General features: G+C 31.0%; 19 protein-coding genes. 16 read left to right on the top strand and 3 right to left on the bottom strand.

Features of this window, described 5'->3' with window-relative positions; translation table 11 throughout:
• Positions 1–2: 2 nt before the first annotated feature.
• Positions 3–413, bottom strand: coding sequence for an SxtJ family membrane protein (locus tag RH82_RS11980; protein WP_034061025.1), 411 nt, complete (start codon positions 411–413; stop codon positions 3–5).
• On the bottom strand, positions 400–2,148 hold the full coding sequence (locus tag RH82_RS11975; RefSeq protein WP_034061023.1) for a carbamoyltransferase family protein: 1,749 nt from the start codon (positions 2,146–2,148) through the stop codon (positions 400–402). The genes RH82_RS11980 and RH82_RS11975 overlap by 14 nt, the downstream gene beginning before the upstream one ends.
• A gap of 136 nt (positions 2,149–2,284) precedes the next feature.
• Here RH82_RS11975 and RH82_RS11970 point away from each other — a divergent pair, with 136 nt between their 5' ends.
• A complete protein-coding gene (locus RH82_RS11970; RefSeq protein ID WP_034061021.1) occupies positions 2,285–3,235 on the top strand; it encodes a hypothetical protein in 951 nt (316 codons plus the stop codon).
• Here RH82_RS11970 and RH82_RS11965 read toward each other — a convergent pair whose 3' ends face one another.
• Positions 3,236–5,185, bottom strand: coding sequence for a YgiQ family radical SAM protein (locus RH82_RS11965; protein WP_034061020.1), 1,950 nt, complete (start codon positions 5,183–5,185; stop codon positions 3,236–3,238).
• Positions 5,186–5,529: 344 nt separating this feature from the next.
• Between RH82_RS11965 and rplM the strand changes: the two genes are divergently transcribed.
• From rplM to RH82_RS11895, 15 genes are all read left to right on the top strand, one after another.
• Positions 5,530–5,985: a 50S ribosomal protein L13 gene (gene rplM, locus RH82_RS11960; protein ID WP_034061019.1), complete on the top strand. Its 456-nt coding sequence runs from the start codon at positions 5,530–5,532 to the stop codon at positions 5,983–5,985.
• Positions 5,985–6,371, top strand: a complete 387-nt coding sequence (rpsI, locus tag RH82_RS11955) for a 30S ribosomal protein S9 (RefSeq protein ID WP_034061018.1) — start codon at positions 5,985–5,987, stop codon at positions 6,369–6,371. Before rplM ends, rpsI begins: the two co-directional genes overlap by 1 nt.
• Positions 6,372–6,545: 174 nt before the next feature.
• Positions 6,546–7,379: a 30S ribosomal protein S2 gene (gene rpsB / locus RH82_RS11950; protein ID WP_034061017.1), complete on the top strand. Its 834-nt coding sequence runs from the start codon at positions 6,546–6,548 to the stop codon at positions 7,377–7,379.
• A gap of 83 nt (positions 7,380–7,462) precedes the next feature.
• The gene (tsf, locus tag RH82_RS11945; RefSeq protein ID WP_034061016.1) at positions 7,463–8,422 is read left to right on the top strand and encodes a translation elongation factor Ts; all 960 of its coding nucleotides are present in this window, start codon (positions 7,463–7,465) and stop codon (positions 8,420–8,422) included.
• A gap of 766 nt (positions 8,423–9,188) precedes the next feature.
• Positions 9,189–10,604 carry a hypothetical protein gene (locus RH82_RS11940; protein ID WP_034061015.1) on the top strand — a complete coding sequence of 472 codons (1,416 nt, stop codon included), beginning with the start codon at positions 9,189–9,191 and terminating at the stop codon, positions 10,602–10,604.
• Positions 10,597–11,046 (top strand): hypothetical protein, encoded by a 450-nt coding sequence (locus tag RH82_RS11935; RefSeq protein WP_034061014.1) that lies wholly within the window; start codon positions 10,597–10,599, stop codon positions 11,044–11,046. Before RH82_RS11940 ends, RH82_RS11935 begins: the two co-directional genes overlap by 8 nt.
• A 238-nt stretch (positions 11,047–11,284) precedes the next feature.
• On the top strand, positions 11,285–11,686 hold the full coding sequence (locus RH82_RS11930) for a hypothetical protein (protein ID WP_034061013.1): 402 nt from the start codon (positions 11,285–11,287) through the stop codon (positions 11,684–11,686).
• Between the two features lie 11 nt (positions 11,687–11,697).
• Positions 11,698–11,874, top strand: coding sequence for a hypothetical protein (locus RH82_RS18430; RefSeq protein WP_156112467.1), 177 nt, complete (start codon positions 11,698–11,700; stop codon positions 11,872–11,874).
• Positions 11,875–12,552: 678 nt separating this feature from the next.
• Complete coding sequence (locus RH82_RS11925; RefSeq protein ID WP_034061012.1) at positions 12,553–14,100, top strand: hypothetical protein; 1,548 nt, start codon at positions 12,553–12,555, stop codon at positions 14,098–14,100.
• A 12-nt stretch (positions 14,101–14,112) separates the two neighbouring features.
• Positions 14,113–14,619, top strand: coding sequence for a hypothetical protein (locus RH82_RS11920; RefSeq protein WP_034061011.1), 507 nt, complete (start codon positions 14,113–14,115; stop codon positions 14,617–14,619).
• A 179-nt stretch (positions 14,620–14,798) separates the two neighbouring features.
• Positions 14,799–15,506 (top strand): UMP kinase, encoded by a 708-nt coding sequence (gene pyrH / locus RH82_RS11915; RefSeq protein ID WP_034061010.1) that lies wholly within the window; start codon positions 14,799–14,801, stop codon positions 15,504–15,506.
• A 167-nt stretch (positions 15,507–15,673) separates the two neighbouring features.
• Positions 15,674–16,231, top strand: a complete 558-nt coding sequence (frr, locus tag RH82_RS11910) for a ribosome recycling factor (protein ID WP_034061009.1) — start codon at positions 15,674–15,676, stop codon at positions 16,229–16,231.
• A 68-nt stretch (positions 16,232–16,299) separates the two neighbouring features.
• Positions 16,300–16,605, top strand: coding sequence for a hypothetical protein (locus RH82_RS11905; protein WP_156112466.1), 306 nt, complete (start codon positions 16,300–16,302; stop codon positions 16,603–16,605).
• Positions 16,606–16,613: 8 nt separating this feature from the next.
• Positions 16,614–17,882: a DUF5686 family protein gene (locus RH82_RS11900; RefSeq protein WP_052158326.1), complete on the top strand. Its 1,269-nt coding sequence runs from the start codon at positions 16,614–16,616 to the stop codon at positions 17,880–17,882.
• A gap of 77 nt (positions 17,883–17,959) precedes the next feature.
• Positions 17,960–20,371, top strand: coding sequence for an efflux RND transporter permease subunit (locus tag RH82_RS11895; protein ID WP_034061007.1), 2,412 nt, complete (start codon positions 17,960–17,962; stop codon positions 20,369–20,371).
• Positions 20,372–20,377: the final 6 nt, after the last annotated feature.

The following is a 20,377-nucleotide window of genomic DNA, read 5'->3' as shown; positions in this document are numbered from 1 at the left end:
AATTATCCTAAATTTTTATAATCTTCATTTACATACCCTTTTAACCAGCCTGATTTATAACGCTCTTTTTTACCCGTTAAATTAATAATAAAAGCGATGGGAGAAAATATTAAAAAATATACAATTCCCAATATTAATGTACTAGTAAATAAACCTAAAATTTCACCAAAACATAGCCAAATAAATAGGAATGGCGTCCATAGAGTTCTAAATAAAAAGGTAATACACAAACTTAATCCAAGTAAACTAGCAATTACCAATTGATTTGTATCAAAAATAAAACCATGCTTATAAAAAGAAAGCACTAACCCTATTAGCAAAACAGCAATAATAAGTACTCCAAACTGAAACAACTTTTTCGGTTGTTTTGCATTTGTTAACGTTTTTTCTATCGTTTCGTTAATCCAACTCATAAAGCACTTTTTTAGTTAAAACCTCGGCTACTTCCAAATTATCTTCTTTTAAAAGTATAAAATTTTCCATCACCAATATATCCATTCCTGTTTGAAAAAAACACTTTAAAGCATCAATAGGAGACTCAACAATAGGCTCTCCTCTTACATTAAACGAAGTATTTATTAAAACAGGACAATTAGTTTTTGTTTTAAACGCACTAATTAATTTATGCAATCGTGGATTTTCATCTTTATTTAGCGTTTGTACTCTAGCAGTATTATCTTCATGAACACAAGAAGGAATAGCTTCCTTTTTATCCGTTTTATAGGTGAATAACATATATTTAGAAACCTCACAATTAGAAAACCAAGTCTTACTATCTTCTTCTAAAACAATTGGCGCAAAGGGTCTAAAACCTTCTCTAAATTTAATGTTTAAATTAACATGTTTTTTCATGTCACTAAACAAGGGACTTGCCAAAATACTTCGGTGTCCTAATGCTCTTGGTCCAAATTCCATTGCGCCTTGAAACCAACCAATAATTTTTTTCTGGTGTAATGCTTCTGCAACACTATCACAAAGCGTATCTTCATTTAAATTTTTATAATTTAAATTATACGCCTTTAAAATTGGTTCAATTTGAGTATTAGAATATGACGACCCTATATAAACTTGACTTTTTAAAGAGTCTTTTAAATAAACTCTTTCTTTCTTTAAAAAATGATTCCACCCAACATAAGCTGCACCAACAGCACAACCTGCGTCACCAGAAGCGGGTTGAACCCAAATATTTTTAAAGCTGTTTTTTTCTAAAAGCGCTCCATTAGCTTTACAATTTAATGCGACGCCACCAGATAAACATAGATTATCCATCTGTGTGATTTCTTTTGCATAACTAACAAGGCAGATAATTATATCTTCTATTAGTGCTTGAATAGAACTGGCAACATCAAAATAAAAGGCATCCATTTCTGCATCTGCGGCTCTCGCATTTCTATTAAAAACGCTACAAAAATCTTTATTTATTGTTGATTTCCCTTTTTCAAACGAAAAATACTTCATATTTAACTCAATAACACCTTGATCATTATAACTTACAAAATGCTCTAAAATTAAATGCTTATAAATAGGCTTTCCATAAGGTGCTAAGCCCATTAATTTATACTCTCCCGAATTTACTTTAAAGCCACAATATTGAGTGAATGCAGAATACAGCAAACCAATAGAATGAGGATATTGCTGTTCTTTTAACATGGAGATTTTATTAGCCTTACCAATAGCAATAGTTGTGCATGCTTTTTCACCAACACCATCTATAGTTAATATCGCACTTTCTTTAAAAGGCGAAGTAAAAAAGGTTCCTGCAGCATGAGATTCGTGATGTGCACTATAAATAACCTCTCCATTATAATTTAATGTGCTTTTAATAATGCTAGAAACCCATAATTTATTCTTTAGCCACGACAAAATTGTTTTTCGAAACAATGAAAATGTAGTTGGAACTTGAAACTGTAGCGTATTAATAATACGATCGAACTTAACAAAAGGTTTTTCATAAAAAACTATTAATTCGACATCATCTATTGAAATATTATTCTTTTTTAAGCAAAATTCAACAGCTTTTTCAGGAAAGGCTTTATCGTGTTTTATTCTTGTAAAACGCTCCTCTTGAGCTGCTGAAATAATAACACCATCTTTTAGTAAAGCCGCTGCAGAATCATGATAAAAACAAGAAATACCGAGTATAAACATAAATAAAAAATAGAATATTTAGCGAATATAAAATATTAGATTTTAAAAAATATTAATGTCTTAACTTAATAAACTAAATTTATATAATTTAGTCCAATATATTAATATTGTTACATCTTAAGGTTCTTCATTAAAAATGAATTGGAAATTTAAAGCACTACTACAAAATATGCTCTCTCTCTTTCCTTTAGGAGACAAGCTTAATCACATTCCTGCCACGAGAAATAAAAACTATCATAAAAATGTTTTTAAATATCAGTTTTTAGAATGCATAAGAAAGTATAAAGAAATAAAACTTGATTATAACTCTAAAAATCTTACCGCTTTAGAAATAGGTACGGGCTATTCTTTAACAGCTCCATTAACTTTATATCTTTTAGGCTTTAAACAAATTATCACTGTAGATATTACACAGGATGTTAATTGTAAAACATTCAAAAAACAATTTACTAGAGATAATATTAATAAAGTAAAAAGTGAATTAATTGAGAATAGTATTTACAACGAAGAAGAGCTAAACCACAGAATAGACAAAATCCAATCGTTTAATACTTTAAATCAAATTTTGAATTATTGTAATATTAAGTACATTCCAGGATACTCCATTGAGAGCATTGACAACTTAAATATAAAATTTGATTATCTCTATTCCCAAGTGGTATTCGAACACATTCAACCAAATAAGTTAAAAGAATTGTTTTCAAAATTCCCAATATGGCTAAAACAAGATGCATATTCGGTGCACACTATTAATTTTATAGACCATTTCACTAATCCTGGTTCTTTTCAAGATAAAGATATTTCTGAATTTAATTTTTTAAAATATAGCAACAAAACTTGGCAGTTTTGGGCAGGAAACTCGATAGCTTACACCAATAGATTGAGCTATATATTTTATTTAGATCTAACTAAAGAAAACAATATAAAATGTATTGATTTTATTGGAGAAAATTACAAAAACCAGAAGCCATTAAAGAAAAAAGACATCCATAAAGACATTATTAATCAATACAAAAACAAGGATTATATTAAAGAATTACAAAAATACCAAAGAGGAACATTGGTATTAAAAAACGAAAAAACATAACTACCTCTTCTTTTTAGTCCTAAAAGTCGCCTTTTCCTTTCTCTTATTAAAAGGAATGGCGTCATTATAAGTATTCTTAGCATCACCTTTAGGCTTGTTTTTACGCCATTTTTCGCTTTTTTCCGGAAGTAAAACTTTCAATAAGTCTTCACGCCCTAACTTATTTAAGGTCTTTTTTATCCATGCTTTATTCTCCTCTTTATACCAAAAGAAAAAACGGTGTTGTTCGTCTTTTTCTTTTTGCGATATAGGTGTACTTACTTTTTTAAGCGTATACGGATGATATCCACTATAATAAATAACGGTAGCCACCGTCATTGGTGTTGGCGTAAAACCTTGTACTTGCTCTAATTGGAAACCCATATCTTTAGTTTCGGCAGCTAAGTTAGCCATGTCTTCGACTTCGCAAGCAGGATGATTAGAGATAAAGTACGGTATTAATTGAAGCTTTAAATTCTTCGCGATATTAATCTTATCAAAACGTTCTTTAAACTTATGGAAGTATGTAAACGATGGTTTACGCATCAGTTTTAGAACAGGATCACTAGTATGTTCCGGCGCTACTTTAAGTCGTCCGGAAACGTGCTTAGTCATCACTTCCTCGGTATAATCGTCTAACTCTTTAGGATCTGCATTTTTATTAAACTCTGGCACTAACATATCATGACGAATACCAGAACCTATAAATGACTTCTTAACTTTTGGATGCTTATCTACCGCTTTATACAAGTCGGTTAACGGCTTGTGCGACGTATCTAAATTGCTACATATTACTGGTGAAATACAACTAGGTGCTACACATTTATCGCAAATAGACTGTACTTTACCTTTCATTTTATACATGTTGGCACTTGGCCCACCAATATCTGAAAGATAACCTTTAAAATCTGGCATATTCGCAACTGTATCTACTTCACGCAAAACAGATTCTTGACTTCTAGAAGCTATAAATTTACCTTGATGTGCAGATATTGTACAAAAACTACAACCACCAAAACAACCACGATGTATATTGATGGAGAACTTAATCATTTCATAAGCAGGAATTGGTCCACGCTTATTATATTTTGGGTGTGGCATTCTTGTGTAAGGCAACTCGAAAGAAGCATCAATTTCAGATTCCGTCATAGTAGGACAAGGCGGGTTAATCATCAATGTCTTATCTCCAACTTTTTGAAAAATACGTCTTGCAGCTAACTTATTAGACTCTTGTTCTATAACCTTAAAATTAGAGGCGTACTTTTTCTTATCACTTAAACACACTTCGTGAGAAGCGATCTCAACATCCTCCCAATTACTGTTTTTAGGAATTTTAGCACCGGCATTTAGTAAAACCGCAGTTTGCTTAATAGTTGTAATACTAGAAAAAGGAACACCTTTTTGTAATAAGCGCACTACTTCACGCAATGGTTGTTCTCCCATACCGTAAACCAACATATCTGCCTTAGACGTTTCCAAAATAGAAGGCATCAATTTATCACTCCAAAAATCATAATGAGTAACACGACGCAATGAGGCTTCAATACCACCTATTAATATTGGAGTATCTGGCCATTTATCTTTTAAAATATTAGAATATACTGTTGTTGCATAATCTGGTCTAAAACCAATGTCTCCATTAGGAGTGTACGCATCTTTATCTCTTCGCTTTTTATTAGCATTATAATTGCTAAGCATTGGATCCATACAACCACCTGTAACACCAAAAAATAATTTTGGTTTACCCATTTTTACAAAATCCTGGAGATTATCCTTTACATTAGGTTGTGGCACTATGGCAACACGCAAACCATAACTTTCTAAAATACGACCAATAACTGCTGGTCCAAACGATGGGTGATCCACATAAGCATCCCCACTAAATAGTATGACGTCTAGCGCTTCCCAACCACGTATTTTAACCTCTTTGTTAGTGGTAGGTAACCAATCTGAAAGTTGTAATTCTTGCATAGGCTGCAAAAATAGTCAAAAAATGAGTCTTATCTATTAATATGAAAGGCTTTAGAATAAATTTAAGAGCTTTCATTTCATATAAATAAAGTATAGCACGCCAAATATGGATTAAAATTTTGAATTTTTCTGAAGAAGTTAACAAAATAGTGATGTTGTGAACAGCTAATTTTGGAAATTCAGCTGCTAATTAACAAAGTGACAAAACATATCAACAAAGTTATTAAATAAAAGAGTGTTACTATTTGGTAATAAAGAAGTTTATCGTAAATTTGCAAACTCTTTTTGAGAGAGGAATGTTTAATCGATTTGCATAAACGCAGATCAAAAATTTAATTAATAACGTGGATACACTAAGCTACAAAACCATTTCAGCCAATAAAGCTACTGTCGATAAGCAGTGGGTTTTAATTGACGCTGATGGTCAAACTTTAGGGCGTATGTGCTCTCAAGTCGCAAGACTTTTAAGAGGCAAGCACAAGCCAAGCTTCACACCGCATGTTGATTGTGGAGATAACGTAATTGTTATCAATGCAGAAAAAATCAACCTTTCTGGAAACAAGTGGAATGACAAAACGTACATTCGTCACACAGGTTACCCAGGTGGTCAAAGAAGTTTAACTGCTACTGAATTGTTCGGAAAAGATCCGTCAAGATTAGTAGAGAAATCTGTAAAAGGAATGTTACCTAAGAACAAATTAGGAGCAGCTCTTTTTAGAAATTTAACTGTTGTTACAGGAACTAAGCACGCTCACGAAGCGCAAAAGCCTAAAACAATTAACTTAAACGAATTTAAGTAATGGAAGTATTACACAAAATTGGTCGTCGTAAAACGGCTGTTGCTCGTGTTTACCTTAAAGAAGGTAAAGGAAAAATCACGATTAACAAAAAAGACATTAAAGACTACTTCGATACAGCAACATTACAATACAAAGTAAACCAACCGTTAGTATTAACTGACAATGTGGAGACTTTCGATATTAATGTAAATGTATTTGGAGGTGGTATTACTGGTCAAGCAGAAGCTATCCGTTTAGCAATTTCTCGTGCAATGTGCGAGTTAAATCCTGAACATAGACTAGTGCTTAAGCCAGAAGGTTTATTAACAAGAGATCCAAGAATGGTGGAGCGTAAGAAATTCGGACAGAAGAAAGCGCGTAAGAAATTCCAATTCTCTAAACGTTAATATCTTTGTTGAATTTATTTTCAACACAAAACAAAAATTAAACAGTTATTGTTGTCCTAGTGTCCCAAATATTAAAAGACACAGGATTTAGTCTAGCATCTAAATAATTAAGGCGATTTTATATAAATGACCACTTAATTATTGCTAATTCAACAGAACGTAAACTATTACAAAATGGCAGTAGAAGTAAAAGAATTACTTGAAGCAGGTGTACACTTCGGTCACCTTACACGTAAGTGGGATCCAAACATGGCTCCTTACGTATATATGGAGCGTAACGGTATCCATATTATCAATTTATACAAAACAGCAGCTAAGATGGACGAAGCTGGAGATGCGTTAGCAAAAATCGCAGCTTCTGGTCGTAAAATCTTATTTGTAGCTACAAAAAAACAAGCAAAAGACATCGTCGCTGAAAAAGCGGGAGGTATTAATATGCCTTTTATCACAGAAAGATGGCCTGGTGGAATGTTAACTAACTTCGTAACTATTAGAAAAGCAATCAAAAAGATGGCTACTATTGATAGAATGAAGAAAGATGGAACATTTTTAACTTTATCTAAAAAAGAACGTTTACAAGTTGATCGTTTAAGAGCTAAGTTAGAAAAGAATTTAGGTTCTATTGTTGACATGACGCGTCTTCCAGCAGCTTTGTTTGTTGTAGATATTAAACGTGAGCATATCGCGATTAAAGAAGCACAGAAATTAAACATTCCAATATTTGCAATGGTAGATACTAACTCTGATCCACGTCAAGTAGATTACGTTATACCATCAAATGATGATGCTTCTAAATCGATCGATAAAATATTAACGCATGTTACTGAAGCTATTACTGGTGGATTAAACGAGCGTAAAGCTGAAAAAGAAGCTAAAGCTGAAGGGAAGTCGGAAGCGAAAGTGGAAAAGACAGAAGCGAAAGTGGAAAAGACAGAGGTTAAAGTTGAAGAAACTGAAGCTAAAGCAGCTCCAGCAAAAAAAGCAGCAGCAGCTAACGAAGAAGAATAAAACAATAAAACTATTACAAATAAAGTCGTTTGATTCTTTCCTAACAGAAATTAATTAAGCGACTTTTTTAAAATATACTTATCATGAGTGAAGTAAAAATTTCAGCAGCAGAAGTAAACAAGTTAAGAAAAGCAACTGGTGCAGGTATGATGGATTGTAAAAAAGCCTTAGTGGAAGCTAAAGGTGATTTTGATGCAGCAATCGATGTATTACGTAAAAAAGGACAAAAAGTAGCAGCAAAAAGAGCGGACAGAGATTCTTCTGAAGGTGCAGCTGTAACAAGAATAAATGCTGATAATACTGTTGGTGTTGCCATTGTATTAGGATGTGAAACAGATTTCGTTGGTAAAAACGAATCGTTTTTAGCATTAGCTGGACAGTTTGCAGATATCGCTATCAACTTTGATAACAAAGACGATTTCTTAGCTGCAGATTTTGGTGGTATGACAGTTGCCGAAAAATTAATTGAGCAAACTGGTGTTATTGGTGAAAAATTAGAAATCAACGCTTTCGAGAAATTAAGCGCAGCTTATGTTGGTACTTATGTTCACATTAATAAAATTGGTGCATTAGTTGGTTTATCTCAAGCAGATGAAACAGTTGGTAAAGATGTAGCAATGCAAGTGGCTTCTATGGGAGCAACTTCTTTATCTTATAAAGGTTTTGAAGCTTCTTTTGTCGCTAACGAAACTGAAGCAAGAATTGCAGTTATCGAAAAAGATAATATTGAGTTAGGCCGTTTAGGTAAAACACTTAAAAACGTACCTCAATACATTTCTATGGCACAATTAACTCCTGAAGTTATGGCTAAAGCAGAAGCAGATGCGAAAGCAGAATTAAAAGCTGAAGGTAAGCCAGAACAAATTTGGGATCGCATTCTTCCTGGAAAAATGGAACGTTTTGTTAGCGATAATACAACTTTAGATCAAGAACAATGTTTATTGGATCAAAAGTTTATTAAAGACGAAAAACAAACGGTTGCAGATTACGTAGCGTCTAAAAACGTTGAAGTCACTGCTTTTAAACGTGTGTCTTTAGGATAAATAATTTATTTTTTTCATTTCCGCGAAGGTTGAAATCTAATGTAGTTGTCATTCAGAGCGTAGCGAAGAATCTCATCTAATATTCAAAATACAAAACCACTACTCTAATTTTAGAGCTAGTGGTTTTTTTTATGCTTAAAACTGAACCAACATTATTATCAATTTGTCTCTATTACGGTATTTTCCGTAACACAATCTTGAAAAAAGGGCAATTTTAACATTAATTAAACAATTGACGATAAATCAAGTTACTTTTTTATTTACATTTAAGAAAATGTACGGGTATTGAAAAGTAACGTTGTCTCAATATAAAGTACAATCTCCTTAAAAATTAGTTTTAATAGCAACCAAAACGGTTTAATATTAAACCAATAACATTTTAAAACTTTCAGTAAATGAAAAACAAACAAACAAACAAACAAACAAGCTAAGACATTATGTTAAGTTAGGCATTCTCTTATTTGGAGTATCCATCTTTATAATCTCTTGCCAAAAGGATGATGATATTAATCACACAATAGTTAACAATCCAGCTACTAAAAAGCCTAAGTATTCTATTGAGACTATAGATATAAATACAATTAGTAAGAATAGTAGAGTTACAAATACTCTTAAAGAATTCAAAAAAAAGAAAGTACCTATATCTAAAATAAGTAGTTCTAATAAAATTGTTGTTTACCAAAGTTTAAATGTCCTGGTAGAAGATAGTGAAGCAAAATATTTAGAGAAAGATGACGGCTCATACCATTCTTATACTTTTAAAGCAATGGATGAAAATAACATCACTGCTAAGAAAAACTTAGTTTTAAGTTTAAAAGATGATGGCACCTACCGTGTTGTTTTACTAAATTACAACTTGACACAGCAAGATTTAGAATCTTATCGATCTAATGGCTTATTAGACTTTGATACAAAAATAACTATTGCTAATGTTGATGAAAACACTTTTTCTATAAATGTATACTCTAAAGTAATAGCACCAACTAGTGGCGCCGGTCCAGATTGTTTATCATTTATTCATGGTGAAGGAGATTTATGTACAGCAGGTGACTCACATAGTTGGCAAGATATAACAACTGGAGGTGAAAGCTGTAACGGAGTGTCTTTAGGAATAGGACCAACACAAGGACCAGTTATAGGTATTAGTACAGATTGGGATTGTATAGATCTATATATGAATACAGGAACTGGTAACCCTGGAAGTAATGGCCCATCTGGAACCACCGGAGAAACTACGACACAGACTAATAATGGAGGAAGTGACAACGATGTTGATGAATTCAATGCTGCTATAGATTTAGAGGAATTAGATGATGATGATTGCTTTACGTCTGATGACAGTTTTAACGCTACTTATAGCTTAAATTCGCCTTTTAAAGTAGATTTGAGTGACGTTAGAAAAGTATGCGATAGTATATCAACGCCTGAAAACGAAAAATTTATGTGTATTTATAAAAAACTAAGAGCATCTCCTAAATTTAAAGATTTATTTATTGATACTTTTGGTGAGAGCGAAAGGTTAAACGTGAGATTTGAATTAGATGCTACATTAGCAGATGGAATTGGAGGAACCACAAGTTCAGATCCTTTAAATCAATCGACTATTATAGATGGAGTTGCATATTCAAATTATCTTATTAAAATAAACAAAAACCATTTAAATAGCTCGAGTACACTAGCTCGCTCAACAATTGAAATTGCTAGAAATATGATTCATGAATGTTTACATGCCTATTTATATGTAAAAAAACGTAATTGTAATGATGGCACAACTATTGATTTTCTAAACAATCAATTACTTGGTGAATTAATAAATGAATATTACGACAGTTTTTGCTCACAATTTCAAGAACAACATGAGTTTATGTTTGATTATATGATACCAACTATTGCAGAAATATTAGAAGACGTAAAAGATGATTTAATACCTCTATCAAATCAAAATCAGGTTAGCGACTTAGATTATAACAATGATATTTATCCTAATAATCCTTTTACAGAGAGTCATCTTTTTAATTGGGATGAGTTTTATGAATATATAAGTATTTCTGGCTTACATAATACAACTGAGTTTCAACAAGAAATTGCTACAGATAGCATCAAAAATTATCTTTTTTATAGATATGCAAGCCCAACAACAGGAACTGCAAGACAGTTCTCAAAAGACTATTGTAATGAATAATTTATTAATTTTATTAATTACACTTTTAAGTTATAACTTGGCTATTAGTCAAATTGAAGTGACTGAAGATAATGCTATCGATGAATATGAAGTAGCGTTTAAAAAAAGACTTTTGAATGATGATGCTTTTAAGGAATATAAATGCAACGACACGCTTTTCATCCTTTTTAAGAATTCCAAAAAGAAAAATAAACGGATTTCTATTGAAAATAAAAATTATAACGGCAGAAAGTTTGTAGATACAACAATTCTTTATTACTTATCCTTAAAAGATTCTTATTCTATACACTTTGTTTATAGAAAATATTTAGATTTCGATAAAGTTGAATCAAACACTCCATCTATTGTTATTAAAAAAAATAAAAGGTTTTTAAGAAAAAATAAAAAAAGAATATTAGATAGAAAATTTTTAAGAAAATATGAGCATTATGAAACGGATTAATTTTTTAAAAGTTATTAATGAAATAATGGCTTCAAAAAAATTGTTTTTATTATTGATAAAGACGAAATTTTTGATAAGAAAATTATGTTAAGGCAGATTACTCCCAATGTAGGTTTATATTGATTTTTTAGATATAAAACATTTATTATTAAATGCGAATTGTTTTTTCAAGAAATCAAAAGTTATCTTACAACAAGATATAATGTAACAAGTCGTCAGTTTTCAAAAAACTATTGTAATGAATAATTTATTAATTTTATTAATTACACTTTTAAGTTATAACCTGTCTATAAGTCAAATTCAAGTGACTGAAGATAATGCTATAGATGAAAATGCTGTAGCGTTAAAAAAAAGACTTTTAAATGACGATGCTTTTAAGGAATATAAATGCAACGACACACTTTTCATCCTTTTTAAGGATTCCAAAAAGAAAAATAAACGTATTTCTATTGAAAATAAAAATTATAACGATTATAAGTTTATAGACACAACAATTTTTTATAACTATAATTTAAAAGATTCTTCTTTTGGTTTTGTTCATAAAAAATATTTTGATTTTGATAGAATAGAATCGAAAACGTCGTCTTTTATTATTAAAAAAAGAAAACGTTTTTACGAAAAAATAAATACAGAATATTAGATAGTAATTTTTTGAAAAAATATAATCATTATGAAACTGGATATCTTTTAAATATTATTAGGGAAATAATAAGCTCTAAAAAAATTGTTTTTATTATCGATAAAGATGAGTTTTTTGATAAAAAAATAGTTTTAAGACAAGTTATTATTGATATAGGTTCAAATATTGCTTTTATGGATAAAATATAAACAAACAACTTTATAAAATTATACAAAACCACTACTCTATTTTTAAAGCTAGTGGTTTTTTTATGCTTAAAACTGAACCAACATTATTATCAATTTGTCTCAATTACGGTATTTTCCGTAACACAATCTTGAAAAAAGGACGATTTTAACATTAATTAAACAATTGACGATAAATCAAGTTACTTTTTTATTTACTTTTAAGAAAATGTACGGGTATTGAAAAGTAACGTTGTCTCAATATAAAGTACAATCTCCTTAAAAATTAGTTTTAATAGCAACCAAAACGGTTTAATATTAAACCAATAACATTTTAAAACTTTTAGTAAATGAAAAACAAACAAACAAACAAACAAGCTAAGGCATTATGTTAAGCTAGGCATTCTCTTATTTGGAGTTTCTATTTTCACTATTTCCTGTGAAAAAGACGATGATTTTCAAAAACAAGAACCAACTGTAAAACATCAAGCAAAATATAACACAAGTATTGTTTATATTAATACTATAAATAATAATGAAAATTTAAAACAAGCATTAAATAAACTAAAAACCACAAAAGAGATAAATAAAACAAACGAAGCATCAAAATTAATACTTAACGATTCTATAAATATTGCCATAGAAGATAGTTCCGCAAAGTATTTAGAATCTGCAGATGGCAGTTACCATTCTTATACTTTTTTGGCTTTCGATTACGACCATCCACAAGGTATACAAAATGTTGTATTAAGTTTAGAGCCAAATGGAAGTTATAGAGAGCTTTTAATACGTTACGATTTAACAGATAGTGAAATAGAATCATTTAGAAATAACGACTATGTGAATTTAGAAGGTAAAGTTACTTATGGCGAATTAGAGCCTAATAGCTTTACAGGAGATTTGTTTTCTAAATTAACAGTAGATAGTAATTGCTTAGTTTGGGATGTTACAGGTTCAAATTGTAGTGGTCCTGAAGCAAGTGGCACCCATAGTTTTTCTGATGGCGCTTATAGTCCCACAAATACTAATGGATGTAAACGTTGGGGAAAAGTAGGTATGGCAACACCATCAAATAATAGTTTAATAGGTATAGATTGGGGATGTATAGATGGTTCAACAGGAGGTAGTTATATTCCAGGAACAAATACTAGCCCATCTAGTGGGCAACAAAGTGGAGCAGGACAACAGAGTTCTCAACAAGGTGTGTCTTCTGGTTATGCACCAACACCAGAACAATTAAGACAAAAAAAATTCAAAAAACTATTAAAAGATAATAGTAGCGATAGTTGTTTTAATAATGAATTAACAGAAGATCAACAAGAAGAAATTTTAAATTTCTTAGAATTTACTCTTACTATAGACCCAAATGGTAACATTGCGACAGGAAGTTTAGATAGTTACAGTCAAGGTAATATGGGTTTTGCAGAAGAAGCTGCTTTGGCTATTTGTGGTGGTGGTGATTTTGATTCTCCTAATAATGTAATTTTACATCCTACTTTTAAAAGTAATCAAAAACTGAATTGTGTTTATGAAAAGTTAAAAGGACTATCAAGTACAGTTTTTAATGACATTATTAATGATCATTTTGATAGTGCTAAAAATGCAAATGTTACATTTAGAGTTGCAGATATAACAACTGGAGAAGATGCTGAAACAAGAGCTGTATTAAACCCTTTAACACAGAAAACTATTTATAATATTGTTTTTGATACAAACTTTGTTCAAAATGCTTCAACTCTTGAGCTAGCATTAACATTAATTCACGAGAGTATTCATGCTGAGTTGATTGAAAGATTAGTTAGGTTAGGTTTAATTGTTGATATTAATTATATTAATAATCAAGGAACAAGTATTACATTTACCGGAAGTCCTCAAGTTTTTTCTATCGAAACAGTAATTTTTAATCAATTATTAGTAAGGTATAATGCTTTACCTCCGGAAAATAGTAGTCAATGGAATCATGAGTTTTTTAACGCACTAAGTTATAGAACTAAAATGGCACAGAATTTGGTTAATATTCATACTTGGCTGAATGACTCTGATAGTGATTTTTTGACAAATGTTAATGGTGATAGCTTAAATTTCTATGGAGATTTCACAATTGAGCAATTAATGGATTATATATCATGGATTGGTCTAGAAGAAACAGAAGACTTTATAAATAATATTCAGGATGTTCCTTTAGAATTAACAAAGAAAAATTTTGTTGAAGTTTCTGCAAGAACACATTACACTAATAATTGCAATTAAAATAGAATAACTATGAAATATATTTATACTTATATTATTTTTTTAATAACAACAAACTGTTTTTCTCAACAAGAAATATATTCAGAAAAAAAACTTTTTATTCAGAATAATAGTATTGAAGATGTATATATATTTATAGACTCGAGAAACTTTTTTGGTTCTAAAGGTGAGTATAGAACTCATTTTAGTATAATAAGTAAAGATTCTCGTTTTTCACATGATAATTACAATTTCATAATATTAGATCCTAAATTAGAAGAGCGTAATATATATCAAATTGGAGAGCAAATAAATATAGATTCTATAAACTATATTACACCTAATGAGTATTTTAAAGATAAATCCTTTATAGAAACCCATAATGAGTTAAGCTTAATAAAAAATCAGAAACGTATTTTTATTATTACATACATAAATGACAGGAAAAAACATATGGCTTGGAATGCTAAATATGATGGGACAATTAGAGATGTAACCTATACTCAATTAGGTAAAGGTCCTTTTCGGACTGAGCAATAAAAAAATTATACAAAACCACTACTCTATTTTTAGAGCTAGTGGTTTTTTTATGCTTCCACTTGAGCTAAAACTATCAATTTAAATTTTTTTGATTTCAGCAATCATTATAATTTTAAAAATAAAAATTTTATGTAATTTTGCATAACTCTTATTTCCGCGTCAGCGTAAACAACACACACATGAAATACAAAAGAATCCTCCTAAAACTATCTGGTGAAGCCTTAATGGGAAATCGTCAATATGGTATTGATCCAGAACGTCTAGCAGAATATGCACAAGACATAAAAGCAGTAACAGAAAAAGGTATTGAGGTTGCCATTGTTATTGGTGGTGGAAATATTTTTAGAGGTGTTGCTGGAGCCATGAATGGTATGGATCGTGTGCAAGGCGACCATATGGGAATGCTAGCAACCGTTATAAACGGTTTAGCTTTACAACAAGCTTTAGAAGATGCAGATGTAAAAACACGTTTACAAACTGCTATTAAAATTGACGAAGTTGCTGAACCTTTTATTAGAAGAAAAGCAATGAGCCACTTACGAAAAGGACGTGTAGTTATATTTGGTGGAGGAACAGGAAACCCATATTTTACTACAGATTCTGCAGCAGTTTTAAGAGCAATTGAAATTGAAGCAGATGTTATTTTAAAAGGCACTCGTGTCGATGGTATTTACAATACAGATCCAGAAAAAGATGCTAGTGCAATTAAATTCGACCATATTACTTTTGCTGATGTGCTTAAAAAAGGATTAAAAGTTATGGACACAACAGCTTTTACGCTGAGTCAAGAAAATGATTTACCAATTATAGTGTTCGATATGAATACAAGAGGAAACCTAATGAAGGTTGTTTGTGGAGAAAAAATTGGAACTCAAGTAAGTTTATAATCTATTCCTTTGCAAACTAGAATCTAGTTAAACTTGTGTCATTTTTTAAAATTGTTTACATTAGTAATTGAATTAGAATATGCACTTCGACTAGAATCAGTTGAACAGCATAAATAAATTTTGGCTTAATTCTTGAATAAAGCTAATTAGTAATAAATATTTCAACAATGAACGAAGACATTCAATTTATAATAGATAGCACCAAAGAGTCGATGGACAATGCGATTCAACACCTTATTAAACAATTTTCTAACATACGTGCTGGTAAAGCTAGTCCTTCTATGCTAGGCGGCGTTATGGTAGACTATTATGGTTCTCAAACACCATTAACTCAAGTAGCAAACGTAAACACTCCAGACGGTAGAACAATTACTGTACAACCTTGGGAAAAAAACATGATACAACCCATCGAGAAAGCGATTCAAGTCGCTAATCTAGGTTTCAACCCAATGAATAATGGAGAGATTCTTATTATTAGTGTTCCGCCTTTAACCGAAGAACGCAGACGAGATCTAGGAAAGCAAGCAAAAGCTGAAGCTGAAGATGCTAAAGTTGGTGTTAGAAATGCAAGAAAAGATGCCAATAACGAAATAAAAAAGGTTGATGGTATCTCGGAAGATTTACAGAAAAATGCTGAAGCCGATATACAAACACTTACAGATACGTGTTCAAAACGTATAGAAGAGATTTTAGCCAATAAAGACAAAGAGATCATGACGGTTTAAACGTTAAAAGCGACTTAATTGTAGCTTTTTTTTAAACGAGGACTATTAACTTTATCGTTTATATAATTATGCGCTATATTAAATCCATTTCATTTTTGTGTAGCCTATTTTCTACAATAAGTTTGGCGCAAGGTTATGAATTTACACCAACAAGTGCGTATTTAAGCTGTGATAAGCAAGTAAAAAAGATGCAAATAACTATAATTCCTTACATTATGCTTTATAATGCGCAAGGTAAAATTTCGTCAATGTCTAGCATGGAGTTAATAGCAAATCCAGATTGTAAACCTCTATTTTATGGAGATAAAAAAGGTGAAATAGCCTCTAGAAATAATATAAAACCATCCTATCTACAGCTATTAGATCGTTATTAAACTAATTTATGCGCAACCTTTGGTCATATACGTTTTTTCTTTTTTCTGTACTCACAGCAACTGGACAAATACCAGAAAAAGAGATAGAAAAACCTACAGATTCAACAAAATCTAGCATCCTTTTAAAGCAAATTGGTAACGGTTTCTTCCCTACTAAAGTATGGAATTTCGATTTGCGTTACCTTATAAAATTCAATCAATACGAAGGCTTTAGAACTGGATTAGGTGGAGTAACAAATGATAAATTTTCAAAGAATTTTAGAATTGATTCTTATGGTGTTTATGGTTTTAGAGACCATCGTTTTAAATACAAAATTGGTGGTGGATTTCTTTTAAATAAGAAAACCAAAAGCTGGCTTAACATATCGTATATAGATGATTTAATGGAAACCGGGAGTTCCAATTTTTTAACAGATGGCAGAACATTTTCATTCTTCGAACCTCGTTTACTTAATATTAGTTTATTTCACAAACACATTACGTCTGCTATTTCTCTTGAATACGAAATAAATCCTAAATTAATTACAGAAACCGAAGTTGCTATTAGTAATATTCGTCCAACTTATGATTATAGTTACTTTCTTGATAATACTTATTATGGTTCTTTTGAAACCACAATTGCTAAAGTTTCTGTCCAATGGAATCCGTTTGTAGAATATGAAACAATAGATAGAAAAACAGAAACCATTGTCGATGGCTACCCAAAATTTACCTTACAATATAGTAAGAGTTTTAAGACTGTTTTAAATGCCGATTTTAATTTTTCGAAACTAGATTTTAGAACCATACATAAAATCACACACAATAAAGAGTCTCATACTATAGGCACTTTTTCTTTGGGCTTAGCACATGGAGATGCACCTTTAACCCATTTATACCATGCCTACCCAAATAATATTACTAAAGAAACCATTTTACAGCGTTTCTCTGTTGCCGGAATTAATAGTTTTGAAACGATGTACTTTAACGAGTTTTTCTCGGATAGATTTGCAACCTTAGTGGTTAAACATTACGTAAAACCTTTTCATATTTCCAAATATTTTAATCCGCAATTAGTACTGATAACACGTTATGCAATTGGTAATATGAACAATATCTCTAGACATCAAAACGTAAGCTTTGACACTTTAGAAAATGGGTATACAGAATCTGGTTTCGAAATCAATAAACTTTTATTTGGTTTCGGTTTGAGTTTCACTTACCGTTATGGCGCCTACCACTTACCTAGAGAAGAGGATAATATTGCGCTTAAATTTACTTTTAATATTACATTATAGCTACTTCACCATTTCTGTTTTGAAATGACACATAATCTATAGGTTTTGCATACCTTTGAATCTCCTTTTAATGCAACATGACGAAACAAAAAAAATCAAAATTTTGGGATATTGTGGCTAGGCTAATTTTACGTAATAAAATTGGTATTCTCTTAGGCATAACAATCATTACCATTTTATTTAGTACGCAATGGAAATACATGCGTTTTACTTATACTGAAGCTAATTTACTCCCGGATGATCATGAAGTAAATATTGAGTATAATAATTTTCTAGACATCTTTGGAGAAGAAGGAAACCTTATTGTTTTAGGCGTTAAAGATTCTACACTTTTTACTGTTAAAAAGCTAAACGCTTGGAACACGCTATCAGAGAGTTTTAGATCTGCAAACGAAGTTGAAAGTGTTGTTTCTATTAAAGATTTACAAAAACTGGTAAAAAACACTAAAGAACAAAAGTTCGATTTAGAACCTTTTATAAAAGACTCTGTTAAGTCTTCATCTGAAATAAAATTACTTGAAGAAGAGCTTTTCAACAAATACCCGTTTTACGATAACTTTCTATTTAACAAAGAAACCAAAACGGTACGAACGGCCATTTACCTTAAAAAAGAGCTAGTAAATACACCTGCAAGAAAAGATTTTGTTATTGAAACTTTAATGAAAAAAGTTAAGGTTTTCGAAGACACTTACAATCTAGACGTTCGCATTTCTGGAATGCCATACATTAGAACCTTAAATGCACAAAATATTGTAGACGAAATTGGTTTGTTTGTTCTAGCTGCGTTGGCCATTACATCATTTATTTTCTTTTTATTTTTTAGATCTTTTCGTGCTACTTTTATTTCATTAATTGTTGTTTGTACTGGTGTCATGTGGACTTTAGGGATCCTTGGTCTTTTAAAATACGAAATCACAGTTTTAACAGCCTTAATTCCACCGCTTATTATTGTTATTGGGATTCCAAATTGTATTTTCCTAATTAACAAATACCAACACGAAGTAAAATTACATGGTAATAAAGTAAAATCGCTTCAACGTGTTATTACCAAAGTTGGTAATGCCACTTTAATGACGAACGTTACAACAGCCTCTGGATTCGCAACTTTTATTTTTACAGAAAGCAAACTTTTAAAGGAATTTGGTGTTGTTGCTTCACTTAGTATATTGGCTATCTTTATTCTTTGTTTACTTATTATTCCAATTTTATACACGTTTTTACCTTACCCAAAAGAGCGGCATTTAGAACATTTAAACAAACGTTGGATTGGTGGTTTTGTAGATTGGACAGAACGTATGGTAAAAGAAAAACGTATTGCCATTTACGTCACTTCCTTAGGATTAATAATTGTTTGTATTATAGGAATTTATAAAATAAAAGTCTCAGGAAGCTTAATAGAAGACATGCCTAAAAATGCTGAATTTTTTAGTGACATTCGCTTTTTCGAAGCAGAGTTTAATGGTATTATGCCAATGGAGATTTTGATAGATACCAAACGTAAAAAGGGAGTCATGAAATCGGCTACCTTAAAACGTATGAACGCACTTGAAGATTTAATAATTGAAATACCAGAATTATCACGTCCTATTTCTGTGGTTAGCCTCGTTAAATATTCTAAGCAAGCTTACTATAATGGTAATCCAAAATACTATCAGCTTCCAACAAAACAGGAAGAAGCTTTTATTATGCCTTATGCGAAAAACTCAACTTCCGGAGAAACTAATCTCTTAAATAACTTTGTAGATTCTACTGGTCAATATGCTCGAATAACTACGTTCATGAAAGATATTGGGACTGACAAAATGGAACGCATAGAAGAGAATCTAGTTCACAAAATAAACAAGGTATTCCCAAAAGAAAAATACAATGTTACTATTACAGGAAAAGCTTTGGTGTTTCAAAAAGGCACAAAATATCTAGTTAATAATTTAGCGTTATCATTGTCTTTAGCCATCTTTCTTATTTCTCTGTTTATGGCTTACATGTTTCGTTCCTTTAGAATGATTATTGTTTCGCTAATACCAAATTTATTACCGTTAGTTGTAACAGCAGGTTTAATGGGATATTTAGGCGTACCAATAAAGCCGTCAACTATCTTGGTTTTCAGTATTGCTTTTGGAATTTCGGTAGATGATACCATTCACTTTTTAGCAAAATACCGTCAAGAATTACAAGCCAATAACTGGAGGATTAAAAAGTCGGTTTATGCTGCTTTAAGAGAAACCGGAGTAAGTATGTTTTATACTTCTATTGTTTTATTCTTTGGTTTTTCGGTATTTACAATTTCAAGTTTTGGAGGTACAGTTGCACTTGGCGCATTAGTTTCTGTAACATTACTATTTGCAATGTTATCAAACTTACTATTACTGCCTTCACTACTATTGTCTTTAGAGCGTAGTATTGCTAACAAACAAATTCTAAAAAAACCATCTATAAATATTATCCCAATTGAAAATGATGGAGATGAAATTTCAGACGAATCAGAATAAATAAAC

Source organism: Lacinutrix jangbogonensis (assembly GCF_000797445.1).
Classification (GTDB): Bacteria; Bacteroidota; Bacteroidia; order Flavobacteriales; family Flavobacteriaceae; genus Lacinutrix; species Lacinutrix jangbogonensis.
This window is presented reverse-complemented; position numbering and strand designations above follow the sequence as displayed.